Origin of the sequence: Proteus sp. G4380 (assembly GCF_963885725.1) — a bacterium.
GTDB classification, from domain to species: Bacteria; Pseudomonadota; Gammaproteobacteria; order Enterobacterales; family Enterobacteriaceae; genus Proteus; species Proteus mirabilis.
This window is the reverse complement of record NZ_CAWPAV010000188.1, coordinates 1-20544: the sequence shown is the minus strand read 5'-3', so window position 1 is coordinate 20544 and position 20544 is coordinate 1. Positions and strand designations below refer to the sequence as shown.

Below are 20544 nucleotides of genomic sequence, written 5' to 3'. Positions count from 1 at the left end.
CTAATATCTTAGCTAAAAAATTAAATGATGAAATATTTTCAAAAAAAATAAAAATTACGCTTATTTCAGATAATCCATACCATTATTACAAACCTGCATTTATGTATATTGCATTTAACCTTTTCTTAAAAGAAGAGTTAATGCGATCACAAAGAAGTTTATTAAGACCAGAAATTGAATTTGTTATAGATAAAGCTGAAAGTTTCGATTTTAATAATAAAACAGTTTATTGTTGTTCTAAGAAAAAATATCACTATGATTTTCTCGTATTAGCCACAGGATGTGTTCCTCGTCTTGATAGAATTGAAGGTTTAGCTGAAGCTGGAAATCATTTTTATCAATATGAAGCTGCACGAAAATTAGCAGATAAAATTGCTACCATTGAAAAAGGGCGTGTATTTATCACGGTAACTTTCCCTGAAACGCCAAATGTACCTCACCAATGTGGTATTGCACCAATGGAAACAACCTTGATGCTGGATGAATTTTTACGTCAGCGACGGGTAAGAAGTAATATAGAAATTGTTTATACCTATCCTACCGTAGCTCAACTATTAAGAAATTGTCTTTTTATGCAGCAAGAAGTTTGTGAAGTACTTCCTGCGGTCTTTTCTGAACGAGATATCAAAGCAAAGCGTGGTTTTACATTAAGTCATGTTGATCCTGATAAGAAAATCGCCTATTCGAAAGAAGGAGAAGCAGAGCCTTTTGATATCTTAATGAGCACACCTCCTATAACAGCGGTAGAAGCCATTCGTAATACAGGATTAAGTGAATATAACAATGGTGAAGGCTGGCTACCGACCGACCCTGAAACATTACAGGTATATGGGTTAAATCAAGTTTATGTGTTAGGTGATACGGTTGATTTGCCTATTAGTAAGGCCGGTGGTAGCTGTCATAACCAAGCGGGTGTTATAGCTAATAATATTTGTGGTGAACTGCGTTATGGTTATCCGGCTGCAATTTATGATGGTCGAGTACAAGCTGTTGCCCAAATGGGATTATCAGCGGGTATGCCATTACAGTATGACTATAAACATGATGTTATTCCAACACCTCCAACAAAACTCGGTGGCATGTTACGTAACGGTTATAACCGGGGCTTATATTGGGCAACGGTCAGAGGATTATTGTAGGGGAATAAAATAATGAGTGAAAATAATTTAAGCCCAAATGAAAAACCGTTGTTATCTAATGAAGATAAAATTCATTTAGAACATTTACTAGAAAAAATAAGGCCTTTATTAGCATTAAAGCGCCTAGATAATATTGTTGATTTATTATCCTTAGCCTCAGATACCGTCGATATTATGGATAACGCAACGGTAGAAAAATTGGCGGTTGCTTTTGAAGAAACATTAATTCCGGTTTGGGAATTAACTACGGCCTTTAATATGGCTAAAAAAGAATCTCTTTATCAGGATAAAAAATATACCTTAGGTGCGACTTTTTCATTATTAAAAAATCCTGACACCTTAAAAGGATTAATTATTGTATTAAGGACATTACAAATTATTGGGGAAAATAATCAGAAAATAGAAGTTTAATTAATGTCAAGGAGATATAATGACGCAAAGTAATAAGTGTTTTAATACTCAAGCAATACATTATGGCTACTCTCCGTTAGATTATCAGGGGGCATTAGTGCCTCCTGTTTTTCAAACGTCCACTTTTGCATTTCCCACGGCTCAATATGGTGCTGATTGTTTTGCTGGGAAAGAAAAAGGGCATTTTTATACTCGTATATCTAACCCTACATTGGATTTATTAGAAAAACGATTAGCTCAGTTAGAGCAAGGAGACGCTTCTGTTGTTTTTTCTTCCGGTATGGGAGCTATCACTTCAACATGTTGGTCATTATTGCAGCCAGGAGATGAACTCATTGCTGATATGACCGTTTATGGTTGTACTTTTACTTTCTTTAATCATGGGCTGGCTAAATTTGGTATCACTATCAAACATGTTGATTTAACCGATCCTGAAAAATTAGCCGAAGCAATTACAGATAGAACAAAGCTTATTTTCTTTGAAACACCGGCTAATCCTAATATGCGGGTTAGTGATATTGAAAAGATCGCTAATATTGCGCATCAACATGATGTTTTAGTCATGGTTGATAGTACTTACTGTTCGCCTTATTTACAAAAGCCACTAACCTTAGGCGCGGATATTGTCGTACATTCTATGACTAAATATTTATCAGGTCATGGTGATGTGATGGCGGGCGCAATTATCACTAATTATCAATTAGCAGATAAAATTCGCGTTGAGGGCTTAAAAGATATGACGGGGGCTTGTTTATCACCTCATGATGCAGCACTCGTCTTAAGAGGGATAAAAACGCTTAGCATTAGAATGGAAAAAATTTGCCAGAATGCGCAGCGTATTGCGCAATTTCTTGAAAATCATCCTAAGGTGGCAACGATTTCATATCCCGGATTAAATTCTTTTCCTCAATATGAACTTGCCAAAAAGCAGATGGCGTTACCTGGTGGCATGATAAGTATGGAGTTGAATGGTGGAATAAAAGCTGGCAGAGAATTTCTTAATCGCTTAATGCTTTTTACTCGAGCGGTGAGTTTAGGTGATTGTGAATCATTGGCTCAGCATCCTGCGACTATGACTCATGCGACATACAGTGCACAAGAGCGTCAACGCCATGGTATTAGTGATGGATTAATTCGTTTATCAATCGGTCTTGAAGACGTTGATGATTTAATTGCTGATTTAACCCAAGCGCTAGCCTAATTGTATTGAGCGCAGATAATGGATAAAGAAAAGGCTGTGAATGACTCACAGCCTTTATTTTTCTTGATAACAGTAGATTATTTCTGCGTTATTCTTGGTTTGATACCAATATAGTAACCAACAGTTAAAATAGCCACCCATACTAACCCAACGATTAATGCCATTCGGGTTGATTCAAAGTAGCCTAAAATTGCTATCACAAATGCCATAAAAATAATGGTAATGGCGGGTGCTATTGGCCAAAATGGTACAGGGAATTTTAGTTTTTTCGCCTCTTCAGCACTCATTTGGCGACGCATAGCCACTTGAGAAAGTAAGATCATCAACCAGACCCATACAGTGGCAAATGTCGCGATAGAGGCAATAAGTACGAAGATTTTTTCTGGAATAAGATAGTTAAGCACAACCCCTAATAATAGCACCACTGACATCACTAATACGGTCATCCAAGGTACACCGTTACGCGTCAGTTTCATAAAGGATTTAGGTGCTTGCCCTTCTTGTGCCATGCCGTACATCATGCGACCAGCACCGAAAATATCACTGTTTATCGCAGAGATAGCGGCGGTGATCACCACAAGATTAAGAATGTTAGCGGCTGAATTGATACCCAGATTGGAAAAAATTTGTACAAATGGACTACCGTTATGGCCAATTTGTTGCCATGGGAAGATGCACATTAAAATAAAAATGGTCAGTACATAGAATAGTAAGATACGAAATGGCACCGCATTGATAGCTTTAGGGATCGTTTTTTCTGGATCTTTAGCTTCACTGGCGGTAATACCAATAACCTCAATACCACCAAAGGCAAACATCACAATGGCGAGTGAGGCAATAATGCCTTCTATACCATTTGGCATAAAACCACCAAACTCCCATAGGTTAGAAATACCAATTGGATGTTCTGTTTGCTGACCAAAGCCGTAGATCATTATGGCTACACCACCGATAATCATGGCAATAATTGCAGTCACTTTAACGATAGAGAGCCAAAATTCCATTTCACCAAATATCTTCACATGACATAAATTTAAGGCACCAATAAAACAGACTATGCCTAATACCCATATCCATTGGTCGACATCGGGAAACCAAAGTTTCATATAAAAACCAAATGCGGTTACGTCGGCAAGACAAACGATAAGCATTTCAAAAACGTAGTTCCAGCCAGTTAAAAATCCGGCTAATGGTCCCATATAATGGCTAGCATATTGTGAAAAAGAACCCGCCACTGGATGATGGACCGCCATTTCCCCTAATGCGCGCATAACCATAAATACTGCGGCACCACCAATAAGATAAGCAAGAAGTACAGCGGGGCCTGCTTTTTCAATCGCCGCGGCTGAACCATAAAAAAGCCCTGTCCCAATAGCAGAGCCTAGCGCCATGAAACGAATATGCCGCCCTGATAGTCCTCGTGAAAGTTTATTCTCTTTTTGCATCTAAAGTGTTTCCCATCTCTGTCCAACCGAAAAATCGGCTCTCTTTTTTTCAGTGTCTTTTCGCACGTTAGCTATCCAAAACAAAGCATGTACCTTATCATAAAGCCTCTTACGGTGAGACAGTTATCTGTAATAATCATCAGCATTCATTGGATATCAGAGTTTCTTATGCAATACCCCATTAATGAAGTGTTTCAAACCTTGCAAGGTGAAGGTGTTTTTACTGGCGTTCCTGCGCTTTTTGTTCGATTACAGGGATGCCCTGTAGGATGTAGTTGGTGTGATACCAAACATACTTGGGAAAAAGAAGAGAGCAAGAAAGTCCCTCTTGGAGATATTCCCATTAAAACACAAGAAAGTGATACTTGGGGTATAGCCACTGTCGAAGATATTTTATCACTTTTCCGGCAACAACGTTATAGCGCAAAGCATGTGGTGATAACGGGAGGGGAACCCTGCCTTTATGACTTACGGCCTTTGACGGAAGGCTTAGAAAAAGCAGGTTTTGATTGCCAAATAGAAACCAGTGGCACGCATGACATCCTCTGTAGTGAAGCAACATGGGTAACACTTTCGCCGAAAGTTGGTATGCGAGGTGGATTGAGTGTTTTATCTAGTGCGATTAATCGTGCCAATGAAATTAAACACCCTGTTGCTCGTGAAAAAGATATCGAAGCACTGGATGATTTACTGCGATTAAGAACTCAACAACCTATGGCGATCGTTGCCTTACAACCAATCAGTTGTAAAGAGAGTGCAACAGCGTTATGTATTAAAACCTGTATTGAGCGTAATTGGCGTTTTTCAATGCAAACACATAAATATTTAAATATCGCCTAGTGTGTCATTTATCGTTAAAAAAAATCAGCCTATGAGTGGCTGATTTTTTTAGGTGAAAATTACTCACCACGATAAATACATCCTGCGGTACATGTCTCTTTAACCATCACGGCGGATAACAGGGGGAGTGATGGTTTAACTTGTTGCCAAATCCATTTTGCCAGTACTTCGCTGGTTGGATTTTCTAACCCTTCAATGTCATTAAGATAATAGTGGTCGAGCCTATCAAGAGTCGGTTTAAATGCGGCTTTCACATCAGCAAAATCAATTAGCCAACCTGACTGCGCATCTACTTCACCAGTGATTTCTAATCTCACTAAAAATGAATGCCCATGTAAACGTCCACATTTATGGCCTTTGGGAACATGGGGTAAGTGGTGCGCAGCTTCAAACTGAAAATCTTTAAAGATGGTGGTTATCATCAAAACTCTCTTGACTTAAATAGTAAAAAAATACAGATAAAACGGTGTCTATTTAGTGTATCTGATTTAGTGTGTTACGCCTAATCAGCTTAACCTTAGCGACTTATTATATTCTTTTTCGTTTATTCGTTATATCGATAAAGGAAATCGGTAAATAAATTTAGTCTTTAAGGTTATTAGATAGAGCAAACCAGTCTTTAAGTCGTGCTCTGATCGTGCGATACCCTCTTATTCATTAAAAAAGTCCAACCACAATAACAGCACCGATGCAGTGCAATGTTTTTTTAAGGCAGGATCGATGAGCAATCAACCCCCATTATTATCAATGCTTCCATTAACACAGGAGCAATTGAATAAATTACAGGATGTGACGAAAGACTTAACTCCAGCCCAATTTGCTTGGCTTTCTGGCTATTTTTGGGGGCAATTAAATCAGCATTCATCCACTAAAGATGAGCTGGTAAGTGTACAAAGTCAGGTTCCCCAACAAGAAACCATCACCGTGATATCAGCATCACAAACTGGCAATGCACGTCGTTTAGCTGAACAATTACGCGATAAATTGGTTGATAATCAACTTAATGTTGAGCTCTATAGTGCGAGTGAATATAAATTTAAGCAGATCCACAAAACGACAACCTTAATTATTATTACCTCAACACAGGGGGAAGGTGAACCTCCTGAAGAAGCCATTGCATTTTATAAATATTTGCACTCTAAAAAAGCCGCGCCAATGAAACAAACGGCTTATGCTGTACTGAGTCTCGGCGATAGTAGCTATGAACATTTTTGCCAAGCAGGTAAAGATTTTGATCATCAACTGGCGCAACTTGGCGCGACCAGTCTATTAGAAAGATTAGATGCAGATGTTGATTATCAAGCTGACGCTGATAAATGGATAACTCAGCTGACTGATATTTTAAAAATACGTGTACCTGAGCAAAACACTCAAGTATTGCAACAAACACAATCAGGAACAACCGACAGTGTCGATACCGCACGCTACCATCGTGATGCACCTTTTAGTGCCACTTTATTAACTAATCAGAAGATCACCGGTCGACATTCAGATAAAGATATTCGTCATATTGAAATCAGTCTAGCAGGCTCTGAATTGCAATATCTTCCCGGAGATGCACTAGGAGTATGGTTTAAGAATTCGGAAGAAAAAGTGGATGAGCTTATTACCCTATTATGGTTAACGGGGGATGAGCAGGTAAATGTTAAATCACAAACATTAACGTTAAAAGAAGCATTATTGCATCATGTTGAATTAACTCAAAATAGTGCACCAATTATTAAAGCATATGCCCAATTATCCCGCCACGAAGAGTTATTATCGCTGGTGGCTGATAAAAGCAAACTTCAGCAATATGCGCAAACCAACCCAATTAATGAAATGGTACGTCAATATAGTGCGCAACCTAATGCTCAAGAGTTTATTGATATATTGCGCCCATTAACTCCACGTCTTTACTCCATCGCTTCATCACAACAAGAAGTTGATGATGAAGTTCATCTTACCTTAGGTGTTGTTCGTTATAACGTCGATCAGCGTGCTTATACAGGAGGTGCCTCAGGGTTCTTAGCTGATCAACTTCAAGAAGGCGATACAGTAAACGTTTTTATTGAACGTAATGATCATTTTCGTTTACCTGAAGATAATCAAGTCCCTGTGATTATGATTGGCCCGGGGACGGGGATTGCGCCTTTTAGAGGGTTTATGCAACAACGTGAAAGTGAAGGTGCGACGGGGAAAAACTGGCTCTTTTTTGGCAATCCTCATTTTGTAGAAGATTTCCTTTATCAAGTGGAATGGCAACGTTATGTCAAAAGCGGGTTGTTAACACGTATTGATTTAGCATGGTCGCGTGATCAAGCCGATAAAATTTATGTGCAAGATAAATTACGGGAGCAAGGTCAGGAAATTTGGCAATGGTTACAGCAAGGTGCTTATCTCTACGTTTGTGGTGATGCATCAAGAATGGCTAAAGATGTTGAACAAACATTGTTAGAAATAGTAATGACCCATGGCAATAAAAATATTGAACAAGCAGATGATTATTTAAGTGAGCTACGTTTAGCACGTCGTTATCAGAGGGATGTTTATTAAAATGAAATCACAAACTCAAGCGCCCTTAGTGGTTGAAGGAAAACTATCTGATAGTGAACGTATGAAAAAAGAGAGTAATTTCTTACGAGGCACTATTAGTGATGATCTACAAAATGGTCTAACCGGTGGTTTTGAGGGCGATAATTTTTTATTAATTCGTTTTCACGGTATGTACCAACAAGATGATAGAGATATTCGTGCCGAGCGTGCCCAACAGCTACTAGAGCCTCGTCATGCCATGATGTTACGTTGTCGTTTACCGGGCGGTGTCATCACACCAAAGCAGTGGCTAAGTATCGATAAGTTTGCTAGTGAAAATACGCTCTATGGCAGTATTCGTATTACTAATCGTCAAACTTTTCAATTTCATGGCATTTTAAAAGGTCATGTTAAACCGGCTCACCAAATGCTAGCGTCAACAGGCCTTGATGCTCTTGCAACCGCCAATGATGTTAATCGAAATGTGCTATGTACCTCAAACCCTGAACAATCTTCATTGCATCAAGAAGCTTATGAATGGGCCAAAAAACTATCCGAGCATTTATTGCCACGCACCCATGCCTATGCAGAAATTTGGTTAGATAAAGAGAAAGTGGCGACAACGGATGAGGAGCCTATTTTAGGTGAAACCTATTTACCTCGGAAATTTAAAACATCGGTGGTGATCCCCCCTTATAACGATGTTGACTTGCATGCCAATGACATGAATTTTATTGCCATCGCAGAAAATGGGCATTTGGTTGGTTTTAATGTGCTAGTCGGTGGCGGCCTTGCGATGACCCATGGTGATAAAAAAACCTTTCCGCGTTTAGCTAGTGAATTTGGTTATATTCCTATTGATAAAACATTAGCAGTCGCTGAAGCGATTGTGACGACGCAACGAGATTGGGGCAATCGTACTGAACGTAAAAATGCCAAAACCAAATACACCTTAGAGCGTGTTGGTATTGAAACATTTAAACAGGAAGTTGAACGTCGCTCAGGCGTTATGTTTGATATGATCCGACCGTATCAATTTACTCACCGTGGTGATCAAATTGGTTGGTTAAAAGGGGTTGATAACAAATGGTATCTAACCTTATTTATTGAAAGTGGTCGATTAATCGATAAACCTAATGCGCCGTTAAAAACGGGGGTTGCTGAAATTGCCAAAGTGCATCTTGGTGACTTTCGTTTAACAGCTAATCAAAATTTGATTGTTGCTGGTGTACCAGAGGCACAGAAAGAGCAGATTGAGGCGATAGCGCGTCAATATGGTTTAATTAATGATGAGGTTACACCGCTGCGTAAACATGCCATGGCGTGTGTTTCATTTCCAACCTGCCCATTAGCCATGGCAGAAGCGGAGCGTTTCCTTCCCGCATTTACCGATACCCTTGATAATATCATGGCTAAATACGGAGTCAGTGATGAGCATATTGTTGTACGTGTAACAGGGTGTCCTAACGGTTGTGGTCGTGCGATGTTGGCGGAAGTCGGACTGGTGGGTAAAGCCCCCGATCGCTATAACTTACATCTAGGAGGAAACCGCATGGGTACTCGCATTCCTAGAATGTATCGTGAAAATATTTCATCACAAGAAATCATTGAAATTCTTGATACTTTAATTGGTCAGTGGGCTATTTCACGTGAATTAAATGAAGGTTTTGGTGATTTTCTTATTCGCACTGATGTTATCAAACCCGTTGTTAATTCAGCCATTGATTTTTATGAAGTGCAGGAGGTGATATGAGTCGATTATCACTTTCTCAGTTGGTGTTGCTATCGATTGAAGAGCAGCGACTGGCGCTTGATGAAATCAACCAACAATTAGAGCAAAAAACGGCGATAGAGCGGGTGATTTGGGCTTTAGAACATCTTCCTAACCAGTTTGTTTTAAGCTCAAGTTTTGGTATTCAAGCGGCAGTTTGTTTGCATTTGCTTACCAGACAATATCCCGATATACCTGTAATTTTGACAGACACAGGTTATCTCTTTCCCGAAACATATCAATTTATTGATGAATTAACCTCTTCACTACAACTTAATTTAAAAGTATATCGCGCTGAAATATCTTCATCTTGGCAAGAAGCACGCTATGGCAAGCTTTGGTTGCAAGGGATTGAAGGTATCGAACGTTATAACCAAATAAATAAAGTTGCGCCAATGGAAAGGGCATTAAAGGAGTTACAGGCGAAGACATGGTTTGCAGGGCTACGACGCCAGCAATCCAAAAGTCGAGAGCATTTACCTGTTTTATCCATAGCGAAAGGTATTTTTAAGTTACTACCGATAGTCGATTGGGATAATAAACAAATTTATCAATATCTTAAACAGCATAATTTACCTTATCATCCATTATGGGAACAAGGTTATCTGTCTGTGGGTGATACGCATACGACACGCAAATGGCAAGAGGGAATGAGTGAAGAAGAGACGCGATTCTTTGGCTTAAAACGTGAGTGTGGATTACACGAATAATATTATTATTCATTATTAATATCGCTATTTATTTTGAGTGGGCAATAGAGTCATCTGTTGCCCTCTTTGTCGTGAGTAAAATAATAACCATTTGAAATTATTATATTTTTGCTTATTCCTTTCTGTTCCATCACATAGCTTTTTGTCATTTCATAACCCCGAATGCACCTTTTATAGTCGTTATTCATATAAGTAAACAATAAAAATGTGAGATACGCGTATGGATTACCTACCCTTATTTGTGGAATTAAAACAGCGCCCAGTATTACTGGTTGGCGGTGGGCATGTCGCTGCGCGTAAAGCCGTACTGTTATTAAAAGCGGGCGCTCGGTTACGTGTTATCGCGCCACAGTTATGTGATGAATTGCATCTTGCTTATCAGCAAAATCAAATTGAGTGGATTGCAGGGCAATATCAGTCAGAGTATTTACTTGGCATGATGTTGGTGATCGTGGCAACAGACGATAAGGTATTAAATCAACAAGTGTATCTAGATGCGCAAGCACGCCACATTTTTGTCAATGTCGTCGACTCTCAACCCCAATGCTCTTTTATCTTTCCTGCCATTATCGATAGAAATCCGATATTAATTGCCATTTCATCAGCGGGCAAAGCCCCTGTTTTAGTTCGTATGATACGGGAAAAGCTAGAGGCATTATTACCTACCTCATTAGGGACTATGGCGACTATTGCGGGGAAATGGCGCAATAAAGTGAAACAAAAACTGACTGGTTTTCAAGCACGTTGCCGCTTTTGGGAGCAAGCGTTTAGCGGCAAATTTGCCTCATTAGTGGCAAGTGGTCAATTAATACAAGCGCAAGCACAGCTTGAACAACAACTGTCTCATCCAGATAGCCCACAAGGTGAGCTTGCTTTAGTGGGAGCTGGGCCGGGTGATGCCGGGTTATTAACCTTACGAGGTTTGCAAGTTATCCAGCAGGCCGAGGTGGTACTTTATGACAGTTTAGTCAGTGCAGACATCTTAGAACTGGTGCGCCGTGATGCTGATAGAATTTGTGTGGGTAAAAGAGCGGGGCAACACAGTATGTTGCAAGAAGAAATCAATCAATTGATCGTGAAATATACTCAGCTTGGTAAACGAGTTGTCAGACTAAAAGGGGGCGATCCTTTTATTTTTGGACGCGGAGGAGAAGAGCTTGAAATTGCGGTACAACATGGTATTCCTTTTCAAGTTGTTCCCGGTGTTACCGCAGCTAGTGGGGCCAGTGCTTATGCGGGTATTCCATTAACTCATCGTAACTATGCGCAAAGTGTCACTTTTATGACTGGGCATTGCCAATCAGGGGGGATAGAGCCAGATTGGCAAGCTTTAGCGCAAGCTAATCATACGTTAGCAATTTATATGGGAACGACGAAAGTAGAACTTATTAGCCAGCGTTTAATAGAGCAAGGTCGTTCACCACTCACCCCTATTGCCGTCATTAGTTGCGGTACACGCCATGATCAACAGATCTTAACGGGAAATTTAACACAATTAGCGCAATTAGCTAAGCAAGCTCCCACCCCGGCATTATTAATCGTTGGAGAAGTTGCTGCATTACATCACCAACTTGCGTGGTTTGGTGATAGACAAACTCAACATACCTCTGCCATCCACTCATCTTTGGTTCATTTTGCCTAAACGAGGTTGTTATGAATGAAACACAATTAACTCATCTTCAGCAATTAGAAGCAGAAAGCATTTATATACTGCGTGAAGTTGTCGCTGAATTTGAAAATCCCGTCATGCTTTACTCAATAGGCAAAGATTCTTCGGTGATGTTGCATCTAGCACGTAAGGCTTTTTATCCGGCGAAATTACCTTTTCCTCTTTTACATGTTGATACGGGTTGGAAATTTCGTGAGATGTATGAGTTTCGCGATAAAACGGCCAAAGAGTATGGTTTTGATCTCAAAGTTTATCGTAATCCCCAAGGGGCACAATTGGGGATCAATCCCTTTATTCATGGTAGCGCCAAGCATACAGATATCATGAAAACAGAAGGTCTTAAGCAAGCTCTGGATAAATATGGTTTTGATGCCGCATTTGGTGGGGCGCGTCGTGATGAAGAAAAATCGCGTGCTAAAGAGCGTATTTACTCATTTAGAGATAGATCTCATCGTTGGGATCCGAAAAATCAACGTCCAGAATTATGGCAAAACTACAACGGCCAAATTAATAAAGGGGAAAGTATTCGCGTTTTTCCATTATCAAATTGGACGGAGCTAGATATTTGGCAATATATCTATTTAGAAAACATCGATATTGTGCCGCTCTATTTCGCTAAACACCGTCCAGTTATTGAGCGGGATGGTACCTTGATTATGGTTGACGATGATCGAATCGACCTAAAAGCTGGAGAGGTGATCACACAACAAAAAGTACGCTTTAGAACATTAGGCTGCTGGCCATTAACGGGCGCTATTCCTTCACAAGCAGACACATTACCCGCCATTATTGAAGAGATGTTAATTTCCACCAGTAGCGAGCGACAAGGGCGTTTAATTGACAGTGATCAGTCTGCTTCAATGGAACTTAAAAAACGTCAGGGTTATTTTTAATAGGAGTCACTATGGGACTTGCAGCCATCAAAACCAACCAACTGATCGCCGGTGAAATAGCACAATCAGGTGGTGTAGAAAATTATTTAAAAACACAACAGAACAAAGGGTTATTACGTTTTTTAACCTGTGGCAATGTTGATGACGGAAAAAGCACCTTAATTGGTCGCTTACTTCATGATACGCGGCAGATCTACGAAGATCAGCTCTCCACCTTACAAAACGAAAGTAAAAAGATTGGTACTCAAGGTGAAAAATTAGATCTCGCTTTGCTGGTGGACGGTTTAGCGGCTGAACGAGAGCAAGGGATCACTATTGATGTAGCTTATCGCTATTTTTCAACAGCCAAACGAAAATTTATTATTGCAGATACGCCGGGACATGCACAATATACCCGCAATATGGCGACAGGAGCATCAACGAGTACGCTTTCTATTCTGCTGATCGATGCTCGAAAAGGGGTACAAGAGCAAACTCGCCGCCATAGTTTTATTAGCACACTCCTTGGGATCCGTCACTTAGTGGTCGCGATTAATAAAATGGATCTACTTGATTATCAACAAGAGATCTTTGAGTCGATCCAACAAGATTACCTGCACTTTGCACAACAATTACCGCGCGATCTCACTATCGAATTTGTGCCTATCTCTGCACTGGAGGGGGATAATGTGGTATCTCCTTCATTAAATATGCCTTGGTATACAGGAAAAACCCTGCTGGCATTACTTGAAGATGCGCCGGTTAAATTTAAATTAGGGGCTAAATCTCAAAGATTGCGTTTTCCTGTACAGTATGTGAATCGTCCTGATTTAGATTTTAGAGGCTACAGTGGCACAGTTTCATCAGGCTCTCTTTATCAAGGACAACAAATCAAAGTATTACCCTCAGGACAGCGTTCAACCATTAAACGTATTGTGACTTTTGATGGCGATCTGACTCAGGCGCAAGTGGGGCAAGCGATTACACTGCTGTTAGCGGATGAAATCGATATTAGTCGTGGCGACATTATTGTTGATGCTAACGATACCACTGCTAATGTTAGCAATCATGCGTTGGTGGATATCGTATGGATGTCAGAACAACCGTTAGTACAGGGACAAACCCTTGATATCAAAGTAGCGGGCAAAAAAAGTCGTGCCAAAATAGAGAATATTCACTATCAAGTTGATGTGGATAAGCTCACTCAACAAGTGACCGAAAGTTTAGCGCTAAATGCCATTGGGCATGTTGAAGTGTTATTTGAAGAGCCATTGGTGCTGGATAACTATCAACTTAATGCACAAACAGGGGGGCTTATTTTTATTGATAGATTAAGCAATGTCACGGTGGGTGCTGGTCTTATTCGAGAAATTCGCGACAACGTGCAACCCACAACTTCCCAATACGATGCATTTGAAATTGAACTCAATCAGTTGATCCGCCGCCATTTTCCGCATTGGGGCGCAAGAGACTTACTGGGAGGAAAATAGTGACGATACATCAAGATATTGTCTGGCATCCTCATCAAATAGGGTTAAAAGAGCGTGAAGCACAACAGGTACACAAAGGATGTGTACTTTGGTTTACTGGGTTATCTGGCTCAGGTAAATCAACACTGGCTGATGCGCTAGAGCAAACCTTATATCAGTACTCGACACTCCATGCGCCTATCCGCACCTATTTATTAGATGGTGATAATCTACGCCATGGTTTATGCCATGATCTTGGGTTTAGTGAACAAGATAGGCATGAAAATATTCGCCGTGTAGGGGAAGTGGCTAAACTAATGGTTGATGCCGGATTAATTGTCTTAACAGCATTTATTTCTCCTTATCAGCAAGATAGACAACAAGTAAGAGAAAGGTTTGCTCAAGGGCGATTTATTGAGATCTTTGTTGATACACCTTTAGCCCTTTGTGAAGCACGTGATCCTAAAGGCCTCTATCAAAAAGCGCGACGAGGAGAGATCAAACAGTTTTCCGGCATTGATTCACCTTATGAACGACCCATTGCGCCAGAAATTCATTTAGACGGCTCACTCGCGATTAATGAGCTTACACAACAAATCCTCGCTTATTTACAGCAACAACAAATTTACCGCTAATCATATCTCTACATCATTTTCTCTTATCTGGGAAAATATGTAGGGATAGAAGGGGTTTTTTAATAAACTGATTTGGCGGCAAATACAGTGTAAATACCACTTCTTTACTCACCACTCCAGTAGATAAAAACGCGCTTTTAAGCATATAACTTATACTTTATCTGAAAAATAGCGTGATTGTTTATGTTAAGGGTGGGGGGAATACGAATATTCATGTAATATATCTGCGCGCTTTTGTGGCGCAGATGGGAGAGTTGTGGGATGATTAGCCCATTCATTTTGGGGGTGGTAATGGGGAAATTAACAGTCTTACTTCTGATCTTACTTGGTTTTCTACAATATTCATTGTGGTTAGGTAAAAATGGTATTCATGATTACAACAAAGTAAGTCAAGAAGTTGAATCTGCATTAGCGCAAAACGCACAATTAAAGTCGCGTAATGATCGCTTATTTGCGGAGATTGATGACCTCAATGGCGGGCAAGAAGCATTAGATGAGCGTGCTCGTAGTGAACTTGGCATGATAAAGCCTAATGAAAGCTTTTATCGTATTGTTAATGATAAATCCCAACCACGTCGTTAATTTGTTGAATTAATAGTGTGCCTTGATATAAATACTATAATGAATATACCAAACTCTACTTTTCCTATTGTGGCGGTTATTCCCGCTGCCGGCATAGGTAGTCGAATGCAAGCAACCTGCCCGAAGCAATACCTTAAAATTGGCAGATTGACTATCCTTGAACATACTATTAATGCGCTATTAAAACATCCACGCATTTCGCAAATTATTGTCGCAATTAACCCAGAAGATGACTATTTTTATCACCTAGCCCTTGCTAAAGATAAACGAATTATTGTCGTTAAAGGAGGGGGACAACGTGCTGATTCGGTATTATCAGGGCTTCGCTATATTACAGAACATCTTGCGCAAAATACATGGGCGCTAGTTCATGATGCGGCAAGACCTTGCCTGTCCTTTAGTGATTTGGATAATCTTATTCAACTCATTGATGATAACCATCTTGATCCTCAATTTTGTGGCGGGATCTTAGCCTCTCCTGTGCGTGATACGATGAAACGTAGTCATCAACAAGATAACCATATTGAAAAAACAGTGGCAAGAGACACGCTATGGCATGCTTTAACGCCACAATTTTTCCCAGCGGCCTTGTTAAAACAAAATCTTGAAAACGCATTGGCACAAAACGTACCCATTACTGATGAAGCATCTGCGATGGAATTTGGTGGATATGAACCCTTATTAGTTAAAGGCCGTGCGGATAATATAAAAGTCACACAACCAGAAGACTTGGCTCTTGCAGAATTTTTCCTCTCTCGACAAATTACCAGCATAAGGAACACATAATATGAGAATTGGACACGGTTATGATGTACATAAATTTGGCGGAGAAGGCCCAATTATTATTGGTGGTGTGAGAATTCCTTATGAACAAGGTCTACTAGCCCATTCAGATGGCGATGTTGTACTACATGCGGTGACAGATGCCATTTTAGGTGCTGTTGCGATGGGCGATATTGGTACATTATTTCCTGATACAGATCCGGCTTATAAAGGTGCGGATAGCCGAGTATTATTGCGCGAAGCCTTTTCAAGAGTGATGGCTAAAGGTTACCGTATTGGTAATCTTGATGTCACTATTATTGCTCAGGCACCTAAAATGCTACCTCATACTCCACAAATGCGTGTCAATATTGCTGAAGATCTCCATTGTCATGTCGATGATATCAACGTTAAAGCGACCACTACTGAGAAATTAGGTTTTGTAGGACGCAAAGAAGGTATCGCTTGTGAAGCGGTGGTGTTATTAATCAAAGAGTCTTTATCTTAATGAGTGATTTACCAGAACTTCATTGGCTACATGGCAAACCGACAGCGACAGGGCGATTAAAATCGACACCAGAAGATTTTAAGGTCAGCGAAGATCTCGGCTTTACCTTAGATGGTGAAGGCGAACATGTGATGGTTAGAGTCAGAAAAACAGGTTGTAATACGGCTTTTGTGGCTGAAAAGTTAGCCAAATTTGCCGGTATTCATCCTCGAGATGCTAGTTATGCTGGGCTCAAAGACAGAAATGCGGTTACGGAACAATGGTTTTGTTTGCGTATGCCGGGTAAAGAGATGCCCGACTTTAGTCAATTTACGTTAGAAGGTTGCGAAATATTAGCAACTACCCGCCAGCAACGTAAGCTACGTATTGGGACATTAAAAGGGAACCATTTCACCTTAGTATTACGTGATATCTCCGATGTGACATCGGTGGAAACTCGTCTAGTAGAGATACAAAAACAAGGGGTTCCTAACTATTTTGGTGTGCAACGCTTTGGTCGTAATGGCGACAATTTACGCCAAGCATGGCGTTGGGCAACCAATGAAATTCGGGTAAAAGAGCGTAGCAAACGTAGCTTTTATCTCTCTGCTGCACGTAGTGCGATGTTTAATCATCTGGTGAGCCAACGACTTGAGCGTCATATTTATACTCAAGTGCTTTGTGGTGATGCGATGCAATTGCACGGTAAAAGAAGTTGGTTTGTGGCAGAAGAAGCGGAACTTGCCCAAACACAAACACGCTATGAAGAGCATGATATACATATTACCGCTCCATTGCCGGGTAAAGGTGACTTAGGTACACAAGCTCAAGCACTGATATTTGAAACCGACAACTTAGCTGACTACGAAGCATTATGGTCATTAGCGCAACAAGAGCGAGTTGATACCACTCGCCGTGCGATTAATTTGCTACCAGAAAATATGTCATGGCATTGGCTAGATGATACTACGGTTTCTTTATCGTTCTTTTTGCCAGCAGGAAGTTTTGCCACTAGCGTTGTCCGTGAATTGATATTATTAGGGAATATTGATGCTGAAAATATTAGTGAGTAATGACGATGGTGTTATGGCAAAAGGGATACAGACACTCGCAAAAGCCTTACGCCAGCGTTATGATGTACAAATTGTCGCACCGGATCGCAATCGTAGTGCAGCATCCAATTCATTAACTATTGATAGACCGTTACGTAAACAGCGACATGAAAATGGTGATATTGCGATAGTTGAAGGTACACCCACGGATTGTGTCTATCTCGGTGTTAATCATCTCGTCAGACCGCGTCCAGATATTGTGGTGTCTGGCATTAATCATGGCCCTAATTTAGGGGATGATGTGCTTTACTCTGGTACTGTTGCTGCCGCTACAGAGGGCCGGTTCTTAGGTTTACCTGCGATTGCGGTATCACTTGATGGCGAAACGCATTTTGACACAGCAGCCCAAGTGACTTGTGATGTTTTAGCTATGCTACAACGAGTGCCTTTAAGAGCTGGGAATATTTTAAATATTAATGTGCCTGATATTCCGTTAGCGGAGATCAAAGGTTTTCGTATAACACGTTGTGGAAGTCGTCATGCTTCACAACATGTTTATACACAAACAGATCCAAAAGGAAATACCCTTTATTGGATCGGGCCTCCTGGCGAAAAAAATGATGTGGGGCCGGATACAGATTTTGCAGCGGTTGATGCAGGTTATGTTTCCATCACACCATTACATGTTGATTCAACAGCGTATAAAGCGCTTGAGTTATTAAAAGATTGGTTAAATAAAGCAGAGGTCGAAAAAACATGTTAAGTCGGTCAATGAAAGACTTACTGACAATGTTAAAACAACACGGCATCAATGATGAGCGTCTGTTGGAAGCTATGAGCAAAGTACCCCGAGAGCTATTTATTGATGAAGCGCTCTCCCATAAGGCTTATGAAAATACGGCTTTACCTATTGGTAATGGTCAAACTATTTCACAGCCTTATATTGTTGCTAAAATGACATCACTGCTTGAATTACAAGCAACGGATTCTGTGTTAGAGATTGGCACAGGCTCTGGTTATCAAACTGCAGTATTAGCAAACTTAGTGCATCATGTCAGTTCAGTTGAACGGATAAAAATATTGCAGTGGCAGGCAAAACGACGCTTTAAGCACCTTGATTTACATAATATTTCGACTCGTCATGGCGATGGTTGGGAAGGTTGGGTATCAAAAGGCCCCTTTAATGCTATTATTGTTACTGCCTGTGCAACAGAAGTACCGCAACGACTCTTGATGCAATTAGCTGATGGTGGCAGGATGATCATTCCTGTCGGTGAACAGCAGCAGATGCTTAAGTTTATTCGTCGTTTAGGTAATGATTTTCACTATCAATCTATCGAGGCTGTACGCTTTGTCCCCCTAATTGCGGGTGAGTTAGCATAACTTCCAGATAAATCTGACCATTTTTTATTACTGCTTTTTTGTAGCTTGTCGTAATCTGCACTAATAAATGAAATATTTTCAAAAAATTGCAGTCTCTTTGTGTTACTCAACAAATTGCTAGACGCTAATGCCTTTTAAAAGGGAGAAGGAAGTATGAATTCAGAAAGCCCAATTAAGCATGTCCGCTGGGCAATCATGTGTTCGGTAATCGGATTTGCATTAACAGGCTGTGCCGACACGCCTTATCGTCCTGCACCGATAACCTCTGTCAATGATAGTTCGTCAAATCGTACCGTTTCTACATCACCTGTTACAACTAACAGTAATGCAGGAGTGGCAACACCTATTGAAAGAGGTTCAACTCCGTTACAAACAACGCCTCCTCCTTCTATTAGAGTGAATAACACAACCGCGCAGCCTCAAAGCCAGCCTCGTACGCAAAATGTTACCCCTCAAAATGTCAATACGGATGGTAGCGGACGCATTGTGTATAACCGTAATTATGACAATATCCCTAAAGGGAATTACAGCGGTAACACTTATACGGTTAAACGTGGCGATACAATGTTTTATATTGCGTGGATCACGGATAGTGATGTAAAAGATTTGGCCTCAATGAACAATATTCCAGAGCCATATAGCTTAAATGTTGGACAAGTACTTAAGATTGGTAACCGTCAAGTTAATACCGGTACCAATACCAATGTAAATACTTCGGTAATTAATAAACCAAGTAGTGAAGGTGTTCAGACAGCACAAACTAAGCCGTCAAATAATAATAGCTCAATGGGACCGTTGATCACGAAACCAACAACAACGACACCGCCAAAGACAACGACTTCGACACCAACAACTTCGGCAACAACCAGTAATAACACAACGGCAACCTCTAAACCTGCAGCCGCAACAGGTAAATGGGTATGGCCAGCACAAGGTAAAATTATTGAGAGCTACTCAAATGCGCCTGGTGGTAATAAAGGTATTGATATTAGTGGTACACGAGGTTCACCCATTGTGGCAACAGCCGCAGGTAAAGTGGTTTATGCAGGGAGCGCATTACGAGGTTATGGTAATTTAGTTATCATTAAACATAATGATGAATATCTCAGTGCTTATGCTCATAACGATACAATCTTGGTACGTGAACAGCAAAATGTAAATGCAGGACAGCAAATTGCGACCATGGGAAGTACTGGTACTAGTTCTGTTCGATTACACTTTGAGATCCGTTATAAAGAAAAATCACTTAACCCAATGAGCTATTTACCTAAAAGATAAATAAACGCTTAACGTTGTTAGTGAATAATCTGAAAATTAAGCCCTTTTGTTAATATTAACAAAAGGGCTTTTTTAGTTATTAAATTAATTAAAACCTTGAAAATAAATTTCTTTCACTAAGTAAGATTGCTTAGTTGGAACGTAAGCAAAATGAGATATTTCTGTCAAATTATAGATAAGATTAAATTAGACTGTTGATTATCGAACAATGAATGAGTATGCTAAAAAACGTTAGTTAAAAGTATGAATAAAAATCTAATGTATTCAAAGATAGTGTATTGAATTAACTTATTGTTTTTATTATAGGTTTGTTTTTTGTCTTAT

20 protein-coding genes are annotated in these 20544 nt (G+C 40.2%); 18 read left to right on the top strand and 2 right to left on the bottom strand.

Going from position 1 to position 20544, the window contains the following annotated elements:
• The 3 genes from AACU98_RS16665 to AACU98_RS16655 all read left to right on the top strand — a co-directional run.
• On the top strand, positions 1-1139 hold a 1139-nt coding region (locus AACU98_RS16665; RefSeq protein WP_161735238.1), incomplete at its 5' end, for an NAD(P)/FAD-dependent oxidoreductase.
• 12 nt (positions 1140-1151) lie between these two features.
• Entirely contained in the window at positions 1152-1550 is a 399-nt protein-coding gene (locus AACU98_RS16660) for a hypothetical protein (protein ID WP_161735235.1), read from the top strand.
• A 19-nt stretch (positions 1551-1569) separates the two neighbouring features.
• Positions 1570-2751, top strand: coding sequence for a methionine gamma-lyase (locus AACU98_RS16655; RefSeq protein WP_004244365.1), 1182 nt, complete (start codon positions 1570-1572; stop codon positions 2749-2751).
• A 77-nt stretch (positions 2752-2828) separates the two neighbouring features.
• Here AACU98_RS16655 and AACU98_RS16650 read toward each other — a convergent pair whose 3' ends face one another.
• Complete coding sequence (locus AACU98_RS16650) at positions 2829-4196, bottom strand: amino acid permease (RefSeq protein WP_004248701.1); 1368 nt, start codon at positions 4194-4196, stop codon at positions 2829-2831.
• A gap of 168 nt (positions 4197-4364) precedes the next feature.
• Between AACU98_RS16650 and queE the strand changes: the two genes are divergently transcribed.
• Positions 4365-5036: a 7-carboxy-7-deazaguanine synthase QueE gene (queE, locus tag AACU98_RS16645; RefSeq protein WP_004248700.1), complete on the top strand. Its 672-nt coding sequence runs from the start codon at positions 4365-4367 to the stop codon at positions 5034-5036.
• Positions 5037-5095: 59 nt separating this feature from the next.
• Here the strand turns inward: queE and queD are convergent, their stop codons facing one another.
• Positions 5096-5461 (bottom strand): 6-carboxytetrahydropterin synthase QueD, encoded by a 366-nt coding sequence (gene queD / locus AACU98_RS16640; protein ID WP_168713146.1) that lies wholly within the window; start codon positions 5459-5461, stop codon positions 5096-5098.
• A 295-nt stretch (positions 5462-5756) separates the two neighbouring features.
• Here queD and cysJ point away from each other — a divergent pair, with 295 nt between their 5' ends.
• The 14 genes from cysJ (at position 5757) to nlpD (ending at position 20220) form a co-directional block, all read left to right on the top strand.
• On the top strand, positions 5757-7571 hold the full coding sequence (cysJ, locus tag AACU98_RS16635; protein ID WP_161735232.1) for an NADPH-dependent assimilatory sulfite reductase flavoprotein subunit: 1815 nt from the start codon (positions 5757-5759) through the stop codon (positions 7569-7571).
• Position 7572: 1 nt separating this feature from the next.
• Positions 7573-9303: an assimilatory sulfite reductase (NADPH) hemoprotein subunit gene (gene cysI, locus AACU98_RS16630; protein WP_004248698.1), complete on the top strand. Its 1731-nt coding sequence runs from the start codon at positions 7573-7575 to the stop codon at positions 9301-9303.
• Positions 9300-10031 carry a phosphoadenylyl-sulfate reductase gene (locus AACU98_RS16625; RefSeq protein ID WP_004244358.1) on the top strand — a complete coding sequence of 244 codons (732 nt, stop codon included), beginning with the start codon at positions 9300-9302 and terminating at the stop codon, positions 10029-10031. The genes cysI and AACU98_RS16625 overlap by 4 nt, the downstream gene beginning before the upstream one ends.
• Before the next feature lie 220 nt (positions 10032-10251).
• On the top strand, positions 10252-11673 hold the full coding sequence (gene cysG, locus AACU98_RS16620; RefSeq protein WP_161735229.1) for a siroheme synthase CysG: 1422 nt from the start codon (positions 10252-10254) through the stop codon (positions 11671-11673).
• Positions 11674-11684: 11 nt separating this feature from the next.
• Positions 11685-12593 (top strand): sulfate adenylyltransferase subunit CysD, encoded by a 909-nt coding sequence (gene cysD, locus AACU98_RS16615; RefSeq protein WP_004244356.1) that lies wholly within the window; start codon positions 11685-11687, stop codon positions 12591-12593.
• Positions 12594-12604: 11 nt separating this feature from the next.
• Positions 12605-14062: a sulfate adenylyltransferase subunit CysN gene (cysN, locus tag AACU98_RS16610; protein ID WP_004244355.1), complete on the top strand. Its 1458-nt coding sequence runs from the start codon at positions 12605-12607 to the stop codon at positions 14060-14062.
• Positions 14062-14676 (top strand): adenylyl-sulfate kinase, encoded by a 615-nt coding sequence (gene cysC / locus AACU98_RS16605; protein WP_004248692.1) that lies wholly within the window; start codon positions 14062-14064, stop codon positions 14674-14676. The genes cysN and cysC overlap by 1 nt, the downstream gene beginning before the upstream one ends.
• Before the next feature lie 291 nt (positions 14677-14967).
• Positions 14968-15258 carry a cell division protein FtsB gene (gene ftsB / locus AACU98_RS16600; protein WP_026090399.1) on the top strand — a complete coding sequence of 97 codons (291 nt, stop codon included), beginning with the start codon at positions 14968-14970 and terminating at the stop codon, positions 15256-15258.
• A gap of 39 nt (positions 15259-15297) precedes the next feature.
• Positions 15298-16044: a 2-C-methyl-D-erythritol 4-phosphate cytidylyltransferase gene (gene ispD / locus AACU98_RS16595; RefSeq protein ID WP_004244352.1), complete on the top strand. Its 747-nt coding sequence runs from the start codon at positions 15298-15300 to the stop codon at positions 16042-16044.
• Between the two features lies 1 nt (position 16045).
• Entirely contained in the window at positions 16046-16528 is a 483-nt protein-coding gene (gene ispF, locus AACU98_RS16590; RefSeq protein WP_004248690.1) for a 2-C-methyl-D-erythritol 2,4-cyclodiphosphate synthase, read from the top strand.
• The gene (truD, locus tag AACU98_RS16585; RefSeq protein ID WP_004250266.1) at positions 16528-17580 is read left to right on the top strand and encodes a tRNA pseudouridine(13) synthase TruD; all 1053 of its coding nucleotides are present in this window, start codon (positions 16528-16530) and stop codon (positions 17578-17580) included. Before ispF ends, truD begins: the two co-directional genes overlap by 1 nt.
• Positions 17558-18322 carry a 5'/3'-nucleotidase SurE gene (surE, locus tag AACU98_RS16580; RefSeq protein WP_004244347.1) on the top strand — a complete coding sequence of 255 codons (765 nt, stop codon included), beginning with the start codon at positions 17558-17560 and terminating at the stop codon, positions 18320-18322. The genes truD and surE overlap by 23 nt, the downstream gene beginning before the upstream one ends.
• Positions 18316-18942, top strand: coding sequence for a protein-L-isoaspartate(D-aspartate) O-methyltransferase (locus AACU98_RS16575; protein WP_004244345.1), 627 nt, complete (start codon positions 18316-18318; stop codon positions 18940-18942). Before surE ends, AACU98_RS16575 begins: the two co-directional genes overlap by 7 nt.
• Positions 18943-19095: 153 nt before the next feature.
• Entirely contained in the window at positions 19096-20220 is a 1125-nt protein-coding gene (gene nlpD / locus AACU98_RS16570; protein WP_004244344.1) for a murein hydrolase activator NlpD, read from the top strand.
• The last annotated feature ends 324 nt before the right edge of the window (positions 20221-20544 follow it).

Coding starts and splice junctions, on each gene's coding strand:
- AACU98_RS16660 (WP_161735235.1), top strand. CDS start 1,152: ATGAGTGAAAATAATTTAAGCCCAAATGAAAAACCGTTGTTATCTAAT.
- AACU98_RS16655 (WP_004244365.1), top strand. CDS start 1,570: ATGACGCAAAGTAATAAGTGTTTTAATACTCAAGCAATACATTATGGC.
- AACU98_RS16650 (WP_004248701.1), bottom strand. CDS start 4,196: ATGCAAAAAGAGAATAAACTTTCACGAGGACTATCAGGGCGGCATATT.
- queE (WP_004248700.1), top strand. CDS start 4,365: ATGCAATACCCCATTAATGAAGTGTTTCAAACCTTGCAAGGTGAAGGT.
- cysJ (WP_161735232.1), top strand. CDS start 5,757: ATGAGCAATCAACCCCCATTATTATCAATGCTTCCATTAACACAGGAG.
- cysI (WP_004248698.1), top strand. CDS start 7,573: ATGAAATCACAAACTCAAGCGCCCTTAGTGGTTGAAGGAAAACTATCT.
- AACU98_RS16625 (WP_004244358.1), top strand. CDS start 9,300: ATGAGTCGATTATCACTTTCTCAGTTGGTGTTGCTATCGATTGAAGAG.
- cysG (WP_161735229.1), top strand. CDS start 10,252: ATGGATTACCTACCCTTATTTGTGGAATTAAAACAGCGCCCAGTATTA.
- cysD (WP_004244356.1), top strand. CDS start 11,685: ATGAATGAAACACAATTAACTCATCTTCAGCAATTAGAAGCAGAAAGC.
- cysN (WP_004244355.1), top strand. CDS start 12,605: ATGGGACTTGCAGCCATCAAAACCAACCAACTGATCGCCGGTGAAATA.
- ftsB (WP_026090399.1), top strand. CDS start 14,968: ATGGGGAAATTAACAGTCTTACTTCTGATCTTACTTGGTTTTCTACAA.
- ispD (WP_004244352.1), top strand. CDS start 15,298: ATGAATATACCAAACTCTACTTTTCCTATTGTGGCGGTTATTCCCGCT.
- ispF (WP_004248690.1), top strand. CDS start 16,046: ATGAGAATTGGACACGGTTATGATGTACATAAATTTGGCGGAGAAGGC.
- truD (WP_004250266.1), top strand. CDS start 16,528: ATGAGTGATTTACCAGAACTTCATTGGCTACATGGCAAACCGACAGCG.
- surE (WP_004244347.1), top strand. CDS start 17,558: ATGCTGAAAATATTAGTGAGTAATGACGATGGTGTTATGGCAAAAGGG.
- AACU98_RS16575 (WP_004244345.1), top strand. CDS start 18,316: ATGTTAAGTCGGTCAATGAAAGACTTACTGACAATGTTAAAACAACAC.
- nlpD (WP_004244344.1), top strand. CDS start 19,096: ATGAATTCAGAAAGCCCAATTAAGCATGTCCGCTGGGCAATCATGTGT.